Annotated in this window: 16 protein-coding genes; 8 read left to right on the top strand and 8 right to left on the bottom strand. The window is 64.8% G+C overall.

All coding sequences use genetic code 11. The annotated features are described in order from the left end of the window. Positions 1-47 precede the first annotated feature (47 nt). A complete protein-coding gene (locus AB0362_RS21470) occupies positions 48-731 on the top strand; it encodes a DUF4166 domain-containing protein (protein ID WP_094639566.1) in 684 nt (227 codons plus the stop codon). A gap of 45 nt (positions 732-776) precedes the next feature. Then, positions 777-1775 (top strand): enoyl-CoA hydratase/isomerase family protein, encoded by a 999-nt coding sequence (locus AB0362_RS21475; protein ID WP_317810774.1) that lies wholly within the window; start codon positions 777-779, stop codon positions 1773-1775. Positions 1776-1785: 10 nt separating this feature from the next. Here AB0362_RS21475 and AB0362_RS21480 read toward each other — a convergent pair whose 3' ends face one another. The 3 genes from AB0362_RS21480 to AB0362_RS21490 form a co-directional block, all read right to left on the bottom strand. Beyond that, positions 1786-2445 carry a hypothetical protein gene (locus AB0362_RS21480; protein ID WP_269594658.1) on the bottom strand — a complete coding sequence of 220 codons (660 nt, stop codon included), beginning with the start codon at positions 2443-2445 and terminating at the stop codon, positions 1786-1788. A 147-nt stretch (positions 2446-2592) separates the two neighbouring features. Further along, positions 2593-3246 (bottom strand): nicotinamide riboside transporter PnuC, encoded by a 654-nt coding sequence (gene pnuC, locus AB0362_RS21485; RefSeq protein WP_317810775.1) that lies wholly within the window; start codon positions 3244-3246, stop codon positions 2593-2595. 6 nt (positions 3247-3252) lie between these two features. Continuing rightward, positions 3253-4947, bottom strand: a complete 1695-nt coding sequence (locus tag AB0362_RS21490) for a peptide chain release factor 3 (RefSeq protein ID WP_037192020.1) — start codon at positions 4945-4947, stop codon at positions 3253-3255. A 146-nt stretch (positions 4948-5093) separates the two neighbouring features. Here AB0362_RS21490 and AB0362_RS21495 point away from each other — a divergent pair, with 146 nt between their 5' ends. After that, a complete protein-coding gene (locus AB0362_RS21495) occupies positions 5094-6728 on the top strand; it encodes a fatty acyl-AMP ligase (RefSeq protein WP_094686664.1) in 1635 nt (544 codons plus the stop codon). A 94-nt stretch (positions 6729-6822) separates the two neighbouring features. Here the strand turns inward: AB0362_RS21495 and pth are convergent, their stop codons facing one another. The 3 genes from pth to AB0362_RS21510 all read right to left on the bottom strand — a co-directional run bounded on the left by pth (position 6823) and on the right by AB0362_RS21510 (position 9014). Continuing rightward, the gene (pth, locus tag AB0362_RS21500; RefSeq protein WP_317810776.1) at positions 6823-7425 is read right to left on the bottom strand and encodes an aminoacyl-tRNA hydrolase; all 603 of its coding nucleotides are present in this window, start codon (positions 7423-7425) and stop codon (positions 6823-6825) included. Between the two features lie 90 nt (positions 7426-7515). After that, positions 7516-8193: a 50S ribosomal protein L25/general stress protein Ctc gene (locus tag AB0362_RS21505; RefSeq protein ID WP_317532641.1), complete on the bottom strand. Its 678-nt coding sequence runs from the start codon at positions 8191-8193 to the stop codon at positions 7516-7518. A gap of 242 nt (positions 8194-8435) precedes the next feature. After that, on the bottom strand, positions 8436-9014 hold the full coding sequence (locus AB0362_RS21510) for a helix-turn-helix domain-containing protein (protein ID WP_317532642.1): 579 nt from the start codon (positions 9012-9014) through the stop codon (positions 8436-8438). 73 nt (positions 9015-9087) lie between these two features. On the opposite strand from AB0362_RS21510, the gene AB0362_RS21515 reads away from it, so the two are divergent. Continuing rightward, complete coding sequence (locus AB0362_RS21515) at positions 9088-10023, top strand: DMT family transporter (RefSeq protein ID WP_317810777.1); 936 nt, start codon at positions 9088-9090, stop codon at positions 10021-10023. Here AB0362_RS21515 and AB0362_RS21520 read toward each other — a convergent pair. Beyond that, positions 9966-11135: an aminotransferase class V-fold PLP-dependent enzyme gene (locus AB0362_RS21520; RefSeq protein ID WP_317547705.1), complete on the bottom strand. Its 1170-nt coding sequence runs from the start codon at positions 11133-11135 to the stop codon at positions 9966-9968. The genes AB0362_RS21515 and AB0362_RS21520 overlap by 58 nt on opposite strands. Positions 11136-11282: 147 nt before the next feature. Here AB0362_RS21520 and egtA point away from each other — a divergent pair, with 147 nt between their 5' ends. The 4 genes from egtA to egtD are packed head-to-tail and all read left to right on the top strand — an operon-like array spanning position 11283 to position 15560. Beyond that, positions 11283-12539, top strand: coding sequence for an ergothioneine biosynthesis glutamate--cysteine ligase EgtA (egtA, locus tag AB0362_RS21525; RefSeq protein ID WP_317547704.1), 1257 nt, complete (start codon positions 11283-11285; stop codon positions 12537-12539). Then, positions 12536-13840 carry an ergothioneine biosynthesis protein EgtB gene (gene egtB / locus AB0362_RS21530; RefSeq protein WP_317547703.1) on the top strand — a complete coding sequence of 435 codons (1305 nt, stop codon included), beginning with the start codon at positions 12536-12538 and terminating at the stop codon, positions 13838-13840. The genes egtA and egtB overlap by 4 nt, the downstream gene beginning before the upstream one ends. Continuing rightward, positions 13841-14581 carry an ergothioneine biosynthesis protein EgtC gene (gene egtC / locus AB0362_RS21535; RefSeq protein ID WP_317547702.1) on the top strand — a complete coding sequence of 247 codons (741 nt, stop codon included), beginning with the start codon at positions 13841-13843 and terminating at the stop codon, positions 14579-14581. Positions 14582-14591: 10 nt separating this feature from the next. Then, the gene (gene egtD / locus AB0362_RS21540; RefSeq protein WP_317547701.1) at positions 14592-15560 is read left to right on the top strand and encodes an L-histidine N(alpha)-methyltransferase; all 969 of its coding nucleotides are present in this window, start codon (positions 14592-14594) and stop codon (positions 15558-15560) included. Between the two features lie 104 nt (positions 15561-15664). On the opposite strand, the gene AB0362_RS21545 is transcribed toward egtD, so the two are convergent. Beyond that, positions 15665-16522 (bottom strand): DUF559 domain-containing protein, encoded by an 858-nt coding sequence (locus AB0362_RS21545; RefSeq protein WP_317547700.1) that lies wholly within the window; start codon positions 16520-16522, stop codon positions 15665-15667. Between the last annotated feature and the right edge of the window lie 66 nt (positions 16523-16588).

Genomic DNA, 16588 nt, shown 5'->3' on the forward strand with positions numbered 1-16588 from the left:
GCCTGCTACGAAGTTTCGTGCACGTGCGCGCAGCGCATACTGGGGTCATGACATCGGTCGTCGCGGAAGTACTCGGTTCGGATTTTGCCCGTCTACATCCCAAGGTTCAGTGGCGCTTCGGATTGCAGTCCTCGGACGATCTCGCTCAGTTCGGAGTGGGCGTGATGGAGGAGATGACGCACTCTCGACTGGTGCCGCCGCCGTTGCTGTGGGCCGGACGCAAGCGCGGTCTCTTTCCCGCCGGTGTCGGCAAGGACGTGCCGTTCACCATTGCCAACTATGCGTATGTCGACGAATTGGGCCGCGAGACAATGTCTTTCGTGCGTCGCTTCGCTTTCGCGGGTCGCCCGCAGGGGATGAATTCGGTGATGGTGTCCTCCGCCGAGTCCGACGCATATGCCCTGGACTATCTGGGTTTCTCCTCGGACATGGTGGTGCACACCAGGTGTGAGGTCGATGCCGATGGCGGGCTGATCCTCGAGAGCGAGGTGCCGCGATTCCTGCTCGGCCCTCTTGCACCGAAGTTGCCCAAGGTGGCGTCGGCAGTGACGATCGGTCGGGAGTGGTGGGATGCGGCCGAAGAGCGGCATCGCATCGAGATCGAGGTGAAGAGTCCGGTGCTCGGACAGCTGTTTCTCTATCGAGGGTGGTTCACTGCGGAAGAGCGGCCCTGTCTCGCCGCCGACATTCCCGATGACGCGCGTCCGCGGTCGGTCGAGTCTCGCGAATAGCGCTACTGTTACGCGTCGAACGATCTGCGTGTGAAGGAGTCAACAGTGGCCGTTGTCGAAGCCGAGATCGTGGGCGGCGTAGGGCATATCGTCCTGAACCGGCCGCAGGCTCTGAACTCGTTGAACGGTGCAATGATCGAGGGCATCCGCACCGCACTCGACGCGTGGCGAGACGACGATGCGGTCACGTCGGTTCTGGTGACGAGCAGTTCACCCCGGGCATTCTGTGCAGGCGGGGACATCAAGGCGATTCGGCAGGCCGTAGTCGACGGTGACCACGAGGCCGGCCCGGCGTATTTCGCGGCGGAGTACGACCTCGACGAACTGATCGCGAACTACCCCAAGCCGTACATCGCCGTGATCGAAGCCGCGGCTTTCGGCGGCGGCCTGGGCATTTCGATTCACGGCAGCATCCGCATCGTCACCGAGAACGCCGTGATGGCCATGCCGGAGACGGCGATCGGGTTCGTGCCCGATGTCGGGTCGAGCTACTTTCTGTCGCGCCTGCCGGGCCATGTCGGACGGTACCTGGCGCTGACGGGAACTCGTATCTCCGGATCCGATGCGCTTGCACTGGGATTGGCGACGCACTTCTGCCTGAGTGACTCGGTGGAGAGTTTGAAAGCAGACATCCTCGCCGGCATTGCCGTCGACGAGGTGTTGGATCGATACACCACTACTCCGTCGACGACCGAGCTGTCGTTCGACGCGGAGGCGGTGGCAGCGGTGTTCGAGAAGGAATCGCTCGTCGACATCATCGACGCACTGGTGTGCGACACACCGTGGTCGCGGACGACGAAGACTCAGTTGGCGACGCTGTCGCCGACGTCTCTGATGGCCACCGACGCGCTGATCGCACGCGGAGCAGACAGCACGTTGCGTGAATGCCTCGATCGGGAGTTGCGGATGGCGACGTGGATCATCACCGAACCGGACTTCGCCGAGGGTGTTCGTGCAGTGTTGGTCGACAAGGACCGAGCGCCGCAATGGAAGCCTCTGGTGCTCGAGATGGTGCGACCAGAGGCATTCCAGCAGCTGTTGTGACCGGTACGGGTCAACGGTAGCCCTTGGCGGGGTTCTGCAGGTCCAGCACGATGGTCTGGCCGTTGGAGCGCACGTGGATCTCGGGGTTCTGCAGGCCACCCGAGACGAGGTATTCGCCGAGGAGCTGGAGCAGCTCGTCGGGGCCGACGGAGGTGTCGGGGGTGCGGATGTCGCCGGTGCGGCTGCCGAGCTCGTTCTGGGTCAAGCGTCCCGCGATGCGTACCGAGGCGACACCCATGGCGGTGCGACGGTCGGGTCCCTGGCCACGACCGAGCGACGGCGAGGCGGTGGAGCCGTGAGACGTGGAGCGGCCGTTGGTGGGCAGGCCGTGTTCTGAGATCTGATCGCTTGTAGTCACTTCAACCTCGTTCGATTCCGTGGCGGGCTTCTCTGGACGACGTCGATCCGCGCGGGGGGTCGTTGAATCCGTGTCGGACGACGTTGCTGGTGCAGGCGTTGTTGCGGACGCCTTCTCGGTGGACGTGACCACTGCCTCCGACTTCTCGGTGGACAGGGTCTCGACCGCCTTCTCGGCGGGCGCTGCCGCCGAAGAATCGGTGCGGCCACCGGCGGGTGAAGCGGAGTCGGACTTCGGCGGCGTCGCCAAACGATGCGCGGGAGCGCCACCGACCTTGATCCCGGCCAATGGGTAGTTCGATCCCTTTGTCATGTCGTTTTCCACTTCATCGTGATTCCCAGGTGGTTCCGCGCCGAGATGTCACGATCGGGTATCGATCAGGACGGGCTACTCGGCGTCGAGCACGCAGAAACGTACTCGAAGTTTGTTCGGACAGGCTGAGAGTAGCATCACGATTGTTTACGACGCCATTTTTTGACCGAAGTTCCTGTTCTGGATCCTGAACCACACAACGAATCCCCAGGCCACGAACGCGGCGTACACGAGGTATAGAACCGCGGACGGATAGAACCCGGCGACGATCAGCAGCGGAACACCCACGATGTCCACCGCTATCCAGATCAGCCAGAACTCGGTGAGTCCACGGGCCATTCCGAAGGTAGCCAGCATGGATCCGGTGAAGATCCATGCGTCGGCCCACTTGCCGAACGAGCCGAGGTAGCCGAACAGTTGCGCGAACACCACCGTGCCGACGATCGCGACGACGAGCATCGCCGTCCGCTCCCGCGCCGTGCCCCACCGCGGTAGAACCGCGGCCCCGGACCGCTTCGAATCGCGCAGCCAGCGCATCAACCCGTAGACGCTCACGGCGATGAACATCAGCTGTCGCCCGGCCTGGCCGTACAGATCGAGTGCCTGCGGAGTATGGAACACGCCGCCGAGAAAAACGGTGAACAGCAGTGCATTTCCGATGATCCCCACCGGCCACGCCCACACCACGCGTCGCATTCCCCCGATCGCCGAGAGCAAGCCGAAACCGTTGCCGACCACCTCACGCCACAGAATCGGGTGCCCCAGAACGGAGAATTCTGCGTCGAGCAGATCGATCAGCACGGGTTGCTACTGATCACCCGCGGCGACGAGTGGTTCGAGGGTGAGCTCGGGCATTTCCTTCTGGATGTACTGCAGACGCCACTTGTCGCTCACCAGTGCCAGCAGTGCACCGTCGGTGCGAGTGAAGACCTCGACACCGCGTTGGCGACCCAGTTCGACGGCCGAGGCTGCATCGGTGCGTCGAGCAAGGGAGTATCCGAGTGGTTCCATCCGAGCGTCGACGCCGAACTCGGTCTTCATGCGTGCGGTGACCACCTCGAACTGCATGGGCCCGACGGCGGCGAGCACGGGGGACGCGTCGCCGCGAATGTCGTTGCGCAGCACCTGAACGACGCCCTCGGAATCGAGTTGCTCGACGGCGCGGCGGAACTTCTTGTACTTGTCGGCGCTGTCGACGCGCAGTGCCGAGAAGTGCTCGGGTGCGAACGACGGAATGGGCGGGAACTCGACCTTCTTGTCGGTGTAGAGCGTGTGCCCCGGGGCGAGCGCGGTCGCGTTGACGAGGCCGACGATGTCTCCCGGGTAGGCGTTCTCGACGGTCGTACGATCGCGACCGAACACCGTCAACGCGTACTTGGTGGTGAACGGCTTCTTGGTTTGCGAGTGGGTGACGACCATGCCGCGCTCGAACACTCCGGACACCACGCGCATGAATGCCAGTCGGTCGCGGTGCGCGGTGTCCATGCCCGCCTGCACCTTGAACACGACGGCGCTGAACGGGTCGGTGACCTCGCGTACGCCGCCGGAGACGTCGTCACGCGGGCCGGGTGACGGCGCGAGGGCCACGAGAGTGTCGAGAATCTGTCGAACGCCGAAGTTGAGCATCGCGGAGCCGAAGATCACCGGCGACGTCTGGCCGGCCAGGAACATCTCCTGATCGTGCTGTTGACCGCTCGAGATCAGCAGATCGCTCTCCTCGACGGCGGTGTCCCAGTCGACGCCCTCACGTTCGGCCGCGGCCTCGGCCGTCATGAATTCCTCGGGAGCGATGGTCGCGCCACCAGCGGTGCGGGTGAATCGGATATAGCTGCCGTCCTGCACGTCGAGCAGGCCGCGGAAATCACCGGCGATCCCGACGGGCCAGTAGAGAGGCGTCGGCGTCAGGCCGATTCGCGACTCGATCTCGTCGAGCAGCTCGAGCGGCGACTGGCCCGGGCGGTCCCACTTGTTGATCACGGTGATGACCGGGATGCCGAACTGCCGGCACACCTGGAACAGCTTGAGGGTCTGCGGTTCGAGTCCCTTGGCGGCGTCGATCAGCATCACGGCCGCGTCGACGGCGGTCAGCACGCGGTAGGTGTCCTCGGAGAAGTCGGCGTGGCCGGGAGTGTCGACGAGGTTGATGACGTTGGTGATCTCGGCGTCGGGGGAGGTCTGGTAATTGAACTGCAGCGCAGTCGAACTCACCGAGATACCGCGGGCCTTCTCCATCTCCATCCAGTCGGAGACGGTGGAGCGGCGGCCGGCCTTGCCGTGGATGGCACCGGCCTCGGAGATGACACGGGCATGCAGGGCCAGGGCCTCGGTGAGCGTCGACTTACCGGCGTCGGGGTGCGAGATCACCGCGAATGTTCGACGCCTCGCGACCTCGGTCTCGAGCTCTTTGGCCTGGCCTCGGGTGGTCCCGGACTCGTCGAGCGCAGCCGGTCCGGACCCTTCGAGCGTTGCGTCGACGTCGGGGGTGCTGGACGGGGTACTCACGAAGACCTCATTCTCGTAGCAAGGGCGGCACCGAAAGAGTGGCCGGGGCAAAATCAAAGGATACGCGGCCCGTTGTTCCCCTCGGTCGGGGCGGGAGTGCCTACTGTGAACGGTAGGCCGGGAGATCCCTCACGAGGAGACGTGCGTTGAGCAAGTTCACCGAAGAGATGTTCGAGACCGCGAGCACCAGCAAGCACGGTCTGGTCACCGGCGAGCCCGACGAGGCGCTTCGGCAGTCCTGGGGTGAGATCCACGAGCAGGCGCGGCGAATGGCCGGGGCTCTGGCCGACGCAGGCGTCGAACACGGGGACGCGATCGGGATTCTGGCCGGTCAGCCGGTGGACATCGCGCCCGCATGCCAGGCGACGTGGATGCGCGGGGGATCGGTGACGATGCTGCACCAGCCCACTCCGCGGACCGACCTCGCCGTCTGGGGCGAGGACACCGAGACCGTCGTACGGATGATCGAGGCCAAGGCCGTGATTCTCGGGGCTCCGTTCGACATCGCCGCACCCGTGCTCGAGGAGCGCGGCATCACCGTGCTGAAGATCGAGGACATGAAGACCGGTCGCGATATCGATCCGGTGCCGACGGCCGAGTCCGACATCGCGCTGCAGCAACTGACGTCCGGCTCGACCGGTTCGCCGAAGGCCGTGCGGATCACGCACGAGAACTTCTACGTCAATGCCTACGCCATGATCGATCGCATCGAATTCGATGTCGATTCCGATGTGATGGTCAGCTGGCTGCCACTGTTCCACGACATGGGGATGGTGGGCTTTCTGTCGGTGCCGATGCAGGTCGGTGCCGAGGTCGTCAGCATCACTCCACTGGACTTCCTGCGCTCGCCGCTGTTGTGGGCCAAGCTGATTCACAAGTACCGCGGAACCGTCACCGCAGCACCGAACTTCGCGTATTCGCTGCTGGCCCGGCGGCTGCGTCAGGCCGAGGACGATCTGGATCTCGACCTGTCGACTCTGCGCTACGCCTGGAACGGAGCCGAGCCGGTCGACCCGGACACCATGACCGCTCTCGCCGAGGCCGGGGCACCGTACAAGCTCAACCCGCTGGCTCTGGCTCCGGTCTACGGAATGGCGGAAACGACTCTCGCAGTGTCGATTCCGGATCCCGATCAGGGGCAGGTGATCGATGTGGTCGACGCGGACCTGCTCGAGACCCTCGGTCGCGCCGTCCCGTCGACCCGTGGCAACACCCGTTCCCTCGCGACGCTCGGCAAGTTCGTTCCCGGATTGGAGGGACGCGTCGTCGACAAGGAGGGACAGGTGCTCACCGCCCGCGGCGTGGGCATCATCGAGGTGCGGGGCAAGGCCGTCACCCCCGGCTACATCACCGTCGAAGGCCCGGTGTCGACGCTCGACGCGGACGGCTGGCTCGATACCGGCGACGTCGGCTACATCACCGAGGACGAACTGGTGGTCGTCTGCGGACGTATCAAGGACGTCATCATCATGGGTGGCCGCAACATCTATCCCACCGACATCGAACGGGCAGCGGGCACTGTTGCCGGTGTGCGGCCGGGCAATGCCGTCGCCATCCGGCTCGATGCCGGTGAGAAGCGCGAAAGCTTCGCTGTGGCAGTGGAAACCAACGACATCGACAAGCCGGACGAGGTCAAACGCATCGAACGGGAAGTGATCCACGCGGTGCACTCGGAGGTGGGTGTGCGACCGCGAACCGTTGCAGTGTTGGGGCCGGGCAGTATTCCGAAGACGTCGAGCGGCAAACTGCGACGGGCGAATTCGGCGTCGCTGTTGAACTGACACGAACGGCGGGGACCTCACACCCTTTCTGTGGGGTGCGCGCGTGTGCTCGGAGGTGAGAACAGGCGCTCACCGTGCAACAGGGGTGTGAGCTTCAGCGCGGGTGCACCCGGTTCTGCGCTGCTTCCAAGCCGGCCGAGAGCAGGAGTTCCGCGGCGTCCGCTGCTTCTTCGACGACCACGCCCAGATCCTTGCGCTCGGCAGCCGAGAACGGCTTGAGTACGAACGACGCCGGATCCATTCGCCCCGGAGGCCGTCCGACGCCGACGCGAACCCGCAGGTAGTCCTTGGTGCTCAGGTGCTGGGAGATCGAGCGGAGTCCGTTGTGGCCGCCTTCGCCGCCGCCGAGTTTGAGTCGCAGGGCACCGAAGTCGATGTCCAGCTCGTCGTGCACCACCACGATGTTCGCCGGTTCGATCGAGAAGAAACGCGCCAACGCAGCCACCGGCTGGCCCGAGAGATTCATGAACGTCCGCGGCTTGGCGATGATCACCGAGCGAGCGCCGAGGCGGGCCTGGACGACGTCGGAGTTGGACTTCTTGTGTGAGGAGAACGCTCCGCCGATGCGTCCGGCAAGGGCGTCGGCGACCATGAAACCGACGTTGTGGCGGGTCTTTTCGTACTGCGGGCCGGGATTGCCGAGGCCGACGATCAGGGCAGGCGCTGCACTTTCGGCACTCACGGGGTCAACACTCACGCTCGTCATTGTCGCATCACGCCTTCGAAACGAACGACGCGCTGTTCCCGGTGTGGGAGCAGCGCGTCGTACGCGGTCGGTGGAGAGAGATCAGCTGTCGCTGTCCTTGCTCTCTTCGTCGTCCGAATCCTCGTGGCTCTCGGCCTCTTCCTGAGTTTCGGCCTCGCCCTCTTCGGTGATCGGCTCGGTGCCTTCGCCGTCTGCCTCGAGCTCTTCCTCGGACGGTGCCTCGACGACGTTGACGAGCAGCTGCTCGGGGTCGGACATCAGGGTGACGCCCTCGGGCAGCTCGACGTCCTTTGCGTAGTACTGGGTGTCGATCTGGTTGTCCTCGACGGAGATGACGAAGTTCTCCGGGATCTCCAGGGCGTCGGCCTCGATCTCGATGTACGTGGAGTCGGTGACGACCAGGGTGCCCGGAGCTGCATCGCCTTCGACGATGATGTTGACCTCGACGGTGACGCGCTCGCCCTTCTTCAGGACGAGGAGGTCGGCATGCTCGATGCTGCGACGGATCGGGTGCACGACGATCGACTTGGTCAGCGCCAGCTGCGACTTGCCGTCGATGTCGAGGGTCAGCACGGCGTTGGTGCCGTCGTTACGCAGCACGGCTGCGAACGCGCGAGCGTCCAGAGCGAGGTGCTGGGGATCGGTGGCGTGTCCGTACAGAACGGCGGGAACGAGGCCGTCGCGACGGGTGCGGCGGGCAGCGCCCTTGCCGAATTCGGTGCGGACGAGCGCGGTGAGATTGTTTACCTTCGATGCCATGGTGCTGGATGCTCCTGATAAATGTGGTTCGTGCGGCGTACTTCGTCGGGCGGTCAAGCTCGTCGGGGCGGACACGAACGAGCGCGGCCAACGGGGCCGAGCCGCGTCGATAACGGTGGATCCGGAACTATTCGGATCTACCCTCGCCGAGACAACCTGGGAAACAATACACGACCACGTCACGTGCGTGGAAGCTCGACCCCTGCTACGAGCACGGAGTGGAGCCGGCGTAACGACCGCAGTTACTGTCGTGCACCTGCGAGCGCAGCGAGCAGATCCGACGCGATGCCCCGCGCGACCACGATGGCGTCATCGCGAGCTCCTGCCGTCCCCATGACCACCGCGCCCTCGTGCAGCACCGACAGCCGGGTTCCCAGCTGTTCGGCATCGGGATATCCGGCTTCGCTGGCCAGTCGCGCGAACAACGATCTGGTCCAGGCTTTCTCGGACTCGATGATCGCGAGCACCGGGCTGTCGGTGCCGCCGAACTCGGCGAAGGCGTTGACGAATCCGCAGCCGCGATGGTTGTCGCGCATCCAGACGTCCAGGGCGTCGTACACCCCGAGGATGCGGGCGTCGCCGGGTTCGAGGGCATCGACGAATTCCGTCACGTGATCGCACCACAGAGCGTATCGACGGGTGAGGTATCGCTGCACCAGGCCGTCCTTGGAGCCGAATCGGTCGTACAGGGTCTTCTTAGTGGTGCCGGCCTCCTCCGCGATCAGGTCGACTCCGACAGCTCGGATGCCGCGGGCGTAGAACAGCTCGCTGGCGACGGCGAGGATGCGTTCTCCGGCGGGGGTGAGGGGCTTGTCGAGCATGGTTGCCTTCCGAAAGCGCTGGTGAGAAGCAGGTGCACTGCAAGTATACAGACCTGTATGTTTACATCGCAGCATGAAAGCGAATGTCGACGCCGTTGGAGGTACGGCCCTGGTGGTGCTGTGGAGTTCGGGCTTCATCGGAGCCGAACTCGGTACAGCCGAAGCCCCCGCGCACACTCTGCTGGCCTGGCGTTATGTCGCGGCTGCGGTGCTACTGATCGCTTGGTGCCGGTACCGGCGGCTGACCCCCACCTGGCATGCCATCCGAATCCACGCGGTCCTCGGCCTCTTCTGTCAGTTCCTCTACCTCGGTGCCACGATCACCGGGATCGGGATGGGAGTGCCGCCGGGAGTCGCCGCATTGATCGCCGCACTGCAGCCGCTGGTCGTCGCGACGGCATCGAGCCGGATCTTCGGCGAACGAGTCGGAGGGCGGCAGAGTCTGGGGCTCGTCGTCGGCATCGCGGGTGTTTCGCTGGTGGTGCTGGGGGATATGTCCGGTGCCGACCTCGCCTGGCCAGTCTACCTACTACCGGCGGCCGGGATGCTGGCTCTGTCGATGGGCACGATCGGTCAACGAGTGCTGGCACCGAAGGAGCCGATCGCGCTGGCGATGGCCATCCAATGTTCTATCAGCGCAGCCGGTTTCATGACATGGAGCGCGTTGGCCGGTGATGTCGCACCGCCCATGACGACGGGCTTCTGGGCAGCTGTCGCGTGGACGGTCGTGCTCTCGACCTTCGGTGCGTACGGCGCATACCTGTTCGTGGTGCGTCGCAACGGGCCCACCCGCGCCAGTGTGTTGCTCTACCTGACCCCGCCGACGACGATGCTGTGGGCCTGGCTCATGTTCGGCGACGCGATCACCTGGCTCGGACTCGGTGGGCTGGTGATCTCGGCAATCGGTGTGGCCCTCTACGTGTACGGAACGTCGACCCCTGCTACGAAGTGTCACTCACCTGCGAGCGCAGCGAGCATCGTGTCCAGTTCGGCGAACGTGACGAAATAGTGGGGAGATGCACGCACGACCGCGTCGAGCCCCCGGCCGGTCATGTCCAGGCGGGTCGAGCTGCGGTGGCTGACGGTCACGGTCACCCCGCGCTCCCCGAGTCGGTCGCGCACGGCCACGGGATCTTCGCCGTCCACGGTGAACGAGACGATGCCGTTCTTGCGGTCGCCGAGGTCGTGCACGGTCACTCCGGGGATCTTCCGGAGCCCGGCCCGCAGGTATTCGGCACGTTCGACAACGGCTTCCTCGACCTGGTCGACGCCGAGCTCGAGGAGATAGTCGACGGCCGCCCCGAGCGCGAGTCTGGCCGCGACGTCGCATTCCCAGAACTCGAATCGTGTGGCATCGTCGGCCATTCGGTACGTCTGTCGGTCGACCCATTGAGCGCTGTGCAGGTCGAGGGCCGGCGGATGCAGCGTCGACGCCAATCCCGGTCGCAGATAGAGGAAGCCGGTTCCGCGGGGGCCGCGCAGCCATTTGCGGCCGGTGGCCGAGAGGGCATCGACTCCCAATTCCTCGACGTCGATGCGCATCTGCCCGATGGACTGGCAGGCGTCGAGCAGGACCAGTGCGCCGTGGCGGTGCGCGAGATCGGTAACGGCACGGGCCGGATTGATCAGTCCGCCGTTGGTTGGGGCGTGCACCACCGAGACCAGTTTCACCCGGTCGTCGAGCATCGATTCCAGTGCGTGTACGTCGATGCGTCCCGATTCGTCACTCGGGACGATCTCCACCGTTGCGCCGGTGACCTCGGCGCGGTGGAGGGCGGAGATCGCGTTGCTGGCGTATTCGGCCTCGCACAGCAGTATTCGGTCACCGGGGGACAGCGGCACCGAGTAGAAGAAGTCTGTCCAGGCCCGGGTCGCAGAATCGCTCAATGCGATGCTCGACGCCGGGGCTCCGATCAAGGTTCCGATCGAGGTCTTGACCGCGGCGAGATCATCGAGTCGTTCGTTCGCGGCCCGGTAGCCACCGATTTCCGCTTCCCGGCGCAGGTGCGCGATCGCGGTATCGAGGACGACGCTCGGAGGTAGAGACGATCCGGCGCTGTCGAGAAAGACCCGGCCCGACGCACCGGGGGTGTCGCGTCGAATGCGGTCGTGATCGAGCATCGGTCGTCCTTTCGGTAGCGAACTCTCGGGCACCAGAGTTCCACAATCGGTAGCCTCGATCAGACGAGGGATCGCGGCGTTTTCGATCCCCGCTGCTGGGTACGTACTCCGAGCGGAGAACGTGTTGAGTGCGGAAAGAAGGAATGAGTGTCGTCCAACGAGAAGTCTCTCGGGCTGAGCTCGCGCCCGGCAGCAGAGGCATATGTATCGAAGGTGTGTTTCAAGCTGGGGCCACCGGCTCTCATCGGTGCCGAACTCGAGTGGCTCACCGCCCTCGACGACGGAACGCGTCCGACCCTCCCAGCTCTGGCCGCTGCGCTCGGTGTTCACTCCCCGCGCAGTATCGATCCCGAGTCACCCGCCCTGTCGTTGCCGGGCGGCAGCATCGTCACCGTCGAACCCGGCGGTCAGGTCGAATTGTCCAGTTCGCCTTATCTATCCGTTTCCCAACTCGCACCGATGCTCGACGCCGATGCGCGGCTGCTGCGGGACATTCTCGGTAAGGCCGGCATCGACATCGCGTCCGTTCCGGCCGATACTGCTCGGGCACCCGAACGTCTCCTCGTGCTACCGCGGTACTGCGCGATGGAGAATCGGTTCACCACCATCGGCCCCTTCGGAAAGCTGATGATGTGCAACACCGCAGCGGCTCAAGTGAGCGTCGACGCGGGTCGTGATCGTGCCGAGGTCGCCGCGCGCTGGCACATGCTCCACGTCATCGGTCCTGCCTTCGTGGCTGCGTTCGCTCGCTCTCCCGAACTTTCCGGTGCACCCGCGGGACGCTGGGCATCCCAGCGGATGCGAACCTGGCTCGAACTCGATTCCAGCAGAACGGATTCCAGCAGAACGTCGGTGCCCAACACCGGCGACCCGATCACCGACTACGCACGGTGGGCACTCGACGTTCCGTTGCTCTGCATCCAGGGCGTCACGCAGAACTGGGAAGCGCCGCCGGGTACCACGTTCGCGCAGTGGGTGGACGATCCCGGCATCGTCGGACGCCCGCCGACCTACAGCGATCTCGACTATCACCTGACCACCCTGTTCCCTCAGGTGCGCGCCTGCGGGCACTTCGAGATTCGCTATCTCGACGCGCAACCGGACGGGCAGTGGGTGGTTCCGGCGGCGGCGTTCGAGGCGCTGCTGTCCACCCCCGAACTGGTGGCCCGAGCCACCGAGATCGGTGGCGGCACGGCGGGACGGTGGCTCGACGCGGCCCGCGTCGGGCTGGCAGATCGCGAGCTCCGCACAGCCGCAACCGAATTGCTCGACCTCGCAGCGGAGGTCGGTGGCGAGTTCTCCGACCATTTGTCGGCAGCGTCTCGACGATGCAGTGCCGGCGAGCCCCCCAGCGAACTCGACACGGCGGCACGGGAACTTCGGACTCGAAAGGAATCGGTGTGAGCGCCGAACAACTCAGGAGCAGGATAGAAACCGTACTCACGCGCAGCCGAGCCCGCAGTGCGGCGCTCACCGATTGCGTGGACGAGACCGAACTGATGTCGCAGCATTCGCCGTTGATGAGCCCGCTGGTCTGGGATCTCGCCCATATCGGTAGCCAGGAAGAGCTCTGGCTCGTCCGCGATGTCGGTGGACGGGATCCGGTGCGTCCCGACATCGACGAGCTGTACGACGCCTTCAAGCACACTCGTTCCTCGCGTACGTCCCTTCCGCTGCTCACTCCGGACGAGGCGCGCGTCTACGTCCAGACCGTCCGCGACAAGGCCTGGGATGTGCTCGACCACAGCACTTTCGAGGGTAGGCCGGTCGAGAAACATGGCTTCGCGTTCGGCATGATCGCCCAGCACGAGCAGCAACACGACGAGACCATGCTCGCGACCCATCAACTACGTTCGGGACCTGCGGTTCTGACCGCTCCTGCGCCTCCCAGTTCGGTCACACCGGTGTCGGGCGAGGCCGTCATCGCCGGTGGATCGTTCTCGATGGGGACCTCGCTCGATCCGTGGGCTCTCGACAACGAGCGACCGGCCCACACGGTGCACGTACCGACGTTCGCCATCGACCGGGCCCCGATCACCAACGCGCAGTTCATGGACTTCATTGCCGACGGCGGTTACGAACGCCGCGAGTTGTGGACCGACAAGGGGTGGCAGCATCGCGTCGACGCGAACCTGACCGCGCCGCAGTTCTGGGAGTCCGACTCCGACGGCACCTGGTGGCGTCGGAGTTTCGGAGTGCGCCGTCCGGTGCGACCGCATCAGCCCGTCGTGCACGTGTGTTGGTTCGAGGCCGACGCCTACGCGCGGTGGGCAGGCAAGCGTCTGCCGACGGAGGCGGAATGGGAGAAGGCTGCGCGATTCGACGCCGAGACCCGCTCCAGCAACGCCTACCCGTGGGGCGACGCCGAACCCACTGCGGCACATGCCAATTTGAATCAACGGCATCTGGAACCGGCAGACGTCGGCGCGTATCCCGACGGTGCCTCTGCAGCAGGCGTGCACCAACTCATCGGTGACGTGTGGGAGTGGACCTCCTCCGATTTCGAGCCGTACCCCGGCTTCGAGGCCTTCCCGTACGCCGAGTACTCCGAGGTGTTTCTCCGCGGCGACTACAAGGTGTTGCGCGGCGGGTCGTTCGGCACCGACGAGGTGGCGTGCCGGGGCACGTTCCGTAACTGGGACCACCCGATCCGCCGTCAGATCTTCAGTGGATTCCGGTTGGCCCGCGACGTCGAGTCCAGCTGAATGTGCCGTCATCTCGGGTATCTCGGCCCCTGCACGTCCGTCGGGGGAGTGCTCACCGAAGGTGAACACAGTCTGCGTGTGCAGGCGTATGCCCCCAGCGACATGCGCGGCGGCGGCACCATCAACGCCGACGGATTCGGTGTCGCATGGTGGGACGGCGACGCAGCGGTGCACAGCTACCGCAATCCCATGCCCATCTGGACCGATCCGGCGGTGGACGATGTTCTGCCGCAGATCGATTCGACGTCGGTGATCGCGGCGGTGCGATCGGCGACCGTGGGAATGCCGGTGGAGCGCACCGCCTGCGCCCCCTTCACCGACGGCCGTTGGGCATTCAGCCACAACGGTGTGGTGTTCGGCTGGCCGCAGTCGATGGCCGACCTGTGGTCGGAGGTGCCGCACGTCGACGCGCTCGCATTACCTGCGCCGACCGATGCCGCCGCTCTGTGGGTCGTGCTGCAGAACCTGCTGCGCACCCACGATCCCGAGTCGGCACTGCGCATGCTGGTCGGCAGGGTTCTCGCAACCTCGCCCAAGGCGCGCTTGAATTTTCTGCTGTCGGACGGCGAGAGCATGTACGCCACGGCGGTGCATCATTCGCTGTCGGTTCTGCGGACCGAGGATTCGGTGACGATCGCCTCCGAACCCCTCGACGATCGACCCGACTGGATCTTCATCGACGACCGACGGATGGTCGTCGCCACGACAACCGATCTCACCATTTCCAGCCTGGAATCATAAAAGGAGCGTCATGAGCACGGTGGACGTACATTTGGCCGACACAGCATTGCTCGACGAGTTGCGTAAGGACGTGCGGGACGGTCTCACTGCCGACCCGAAGTGGCTCTCGCCCAAGTACTTCTACGACGCACTGGGCAGCGAGCTCTTCGAGCAGATCACGGTGCTGCCGGAGTACTACCCGACGCGTACCGAGCGCGCCCTCCTCGAGGAGCACGCTCTGGACGTCGCGGAAGCAACCGGATCGACGATGTTGATCGAGCTGGGCTCCGGCTCGTCGGAGAAGACGAAAATCCTGCTCTCCGCCGGGGTGAAGCATGGATCGCTCGAAACCTATGTACCGCAGGATGTATCCGTCACGGCCCTCGAAGGTGCCATCGAGCAGATCTCGCACGAGTTCCCGGCGCTCGAGGTGCGCGGCATCGTCAGCGATTTCACCGACACGCTGCACAATCTGCCCAGCGGCCAGGCTCGTACGATTGCATTCCTGGGCGGAACGCTCGGCAACCTGATCCCCGAGGAACGCCGGGAGTTTCTCGGAGCCATCGCCGACGCCCTCGATTCCGGTGAGCACCTGCTGCTCGGTGTCGGCCTGGTGATCGACCCGGACGTGCTCGTTCCGGCGTACGACGACGCCGCAGGAGTGACCGCGAAGTTCAATCGAAACGTGTTGTCGGTGATCAACTCTCGCCTGGGTGGCAACTTCGATCCCGATGCCTTCGAGCATGTCGCGCTGTGGAATGCCGAGCAGGAGTGGATCGAGATGCGGCTACGGGCCAACGCGCCGCAGGAGGTGTACCTCGCCGACCTCGATCTGCACGTGCACTTCGACGCCGGTGAGGACCTGCGCACCGAGATCTCGGCGAAATTCCGGCCGGAGGGCATCACCGAAGAACTCGCTGCGGCGGGATTCGGCGTCGAACATCTCTGGTCCGACGCCGACTCCCGCTTCGCACTCATTCTTGCGCGGAAGGACGGGTAGCGGGTCCGCCGGAGTGGGCACCAGTGCACGCAACGATCGCCGATCGACGGAATTCCGTCGATCGGCGTCGATAGTGCGCAACCCTGCCCGCCGCAGCCGCGTACTCAGGGCAGTCGGCGGTCCGTTGCTGCGATCGACTTCCGACGACGCCGCACCACGGCGATGATTTCGTCCACGACGCGATCGAGGTCGGCAAGCGCCGTGGCCGCCGAGTAGCGGAGCACCAACCATCCATCGAGCACCAACTCGTTCTGGCGTCGACGATCGTTGTTGAACGTGGCGGGATCCGTGTGGAACTCTCGGCCATCGATTTCGACGATCACTCGTGCGGAAAAGTCGACCAGGTCGCCGTAGAACTTCCCGACGCGCGCATTGATCTCCATCGTGAAGTTGCGGGCTGTCAACGCCCGCGCTACCACTCGCTCCGGCTCTGATCGTGTTCTGGGGCAGCACGTTCGAAGCTGCTTCCGGACGGAAGCCATCCCGTGCATTCCCTTTGCCGTGTCACACAGTGCGGCAACCCGTCGCCACGGCAGATGATGGTCGATGGCGTCGTCGAAGAATTTCTCGAGATCGGGCTTTGACAACGAGGTCGCGACGTCGACGAATGTCTGCTCCAGTGACACCACTCGCAGGCCTCGGTGGAGCTGGACCTCGACGAGGCGTCGGCGATGAACTCGAACCCACGGCACCGATCTCGACTGGACGTTCGGGGCCACCGTGACAGAGACGAGTCGCGGTTCGTAATCGATCAGTCCCCACAACCAGGCCGCACTTTCGTGGCTCAACACGGCGTCCGGTTTCCACAGAAGCGCACCGGTGCACAGTCCGAGGTAGTCCGGTTTCTCCGTCGCGTAGACCTTCGGCAGCAGGCGCACGAGCTCCCCCGACCGCGATCGTCTCGAAATGCCGCTCGTACTGAGCCCTTGCGCCACCAATTGCTGCACTGTGTAAACCCCCATGGCTACACCGTTGCGTCTGGGGAGCCTCTGCAACAGTGGCAATCTCGCAATTGTGGATAACTCGAT

Origin of the sequence: Rhodococcus sp. NPDC079359 (assembly GCF_040702585.1) — a bacterium.
Taxonomy (GTDB): Bacteria; Actinomycetota; Actinomycetes; order Mycobacteriales; family Mycobacteriaceae; genus Rhodococcoides.

What these genes read in the sequence shown, in the direction of transcription:
- egtC (WP_317547702.1), top strand. Translation starts at nt 13,841, where the DNA reads ATGTGCCGTCATCTCGGGTATCTCGGCCCCTGCACGTCCGTCGGGGGA.
- AB0362_RS21510 (WP_317532642.1), bottom strand. Translation starts at nt 9,014, where the DNA reads ATGCTCGACAAGCCCCTCACCCCCGCCGGAGAACGCATCCTCGCCGTC.
- AB0362_RS21545 (WP_317547700.1), bottom strand. Translation starts at nt 16,522, where the DNA reads ATGGGGGTTTACACAGTGCAGCAATTGGTGGCGCAAGGGCTCAGTACG.
- AB0362_RS21505 (WP_317532641.1), bottom strand. Translation starts at nt 8,193, where the DNA reads ATGGCATCGAAGGTAAACAATCTCACCGCGCTCGTCCGCACCGAATTC.
- AB0362_RS21480 (WP_269594658.1), bottom strand. Translation starts at nt 2,445, where the DNA reads ATGACAAAGGGATCGAACTACCCATTGGCCGGGATCAAGGTCGGTGGC.
- AB0362_RS21515 (WP_317810777.1), top strand. Translation starts at nt 9,088, where the DNA reads ATGAAAGCGAATGTCGACGCCGTTGGAGGTACGGCCCTGGTGGTGCTG.
- egtD (WP_317547701.1), top strand. Translation starts at nt 14,592, where the DNA reads ATGAGCACGGTGGACGTACATTTGGCCGACACAGCATTGCTCGACGAG.
- AB0362_RS21520 (WP_317547705.1), bottom strand. Translation starts at nt 11,135, where the DNA reads ATGCTCGATCACGACCGCATTCGACGCGACACCCCCGGTGCGTCGGGC.
- AB0362_RS21470 (WP_094639566.1), top strand. Translation starts at nt 48, where the DNA reads ATGACATCGGTCGTCGCGGAAGTACTCGGTTCGGATTTTGCCCGTCTA.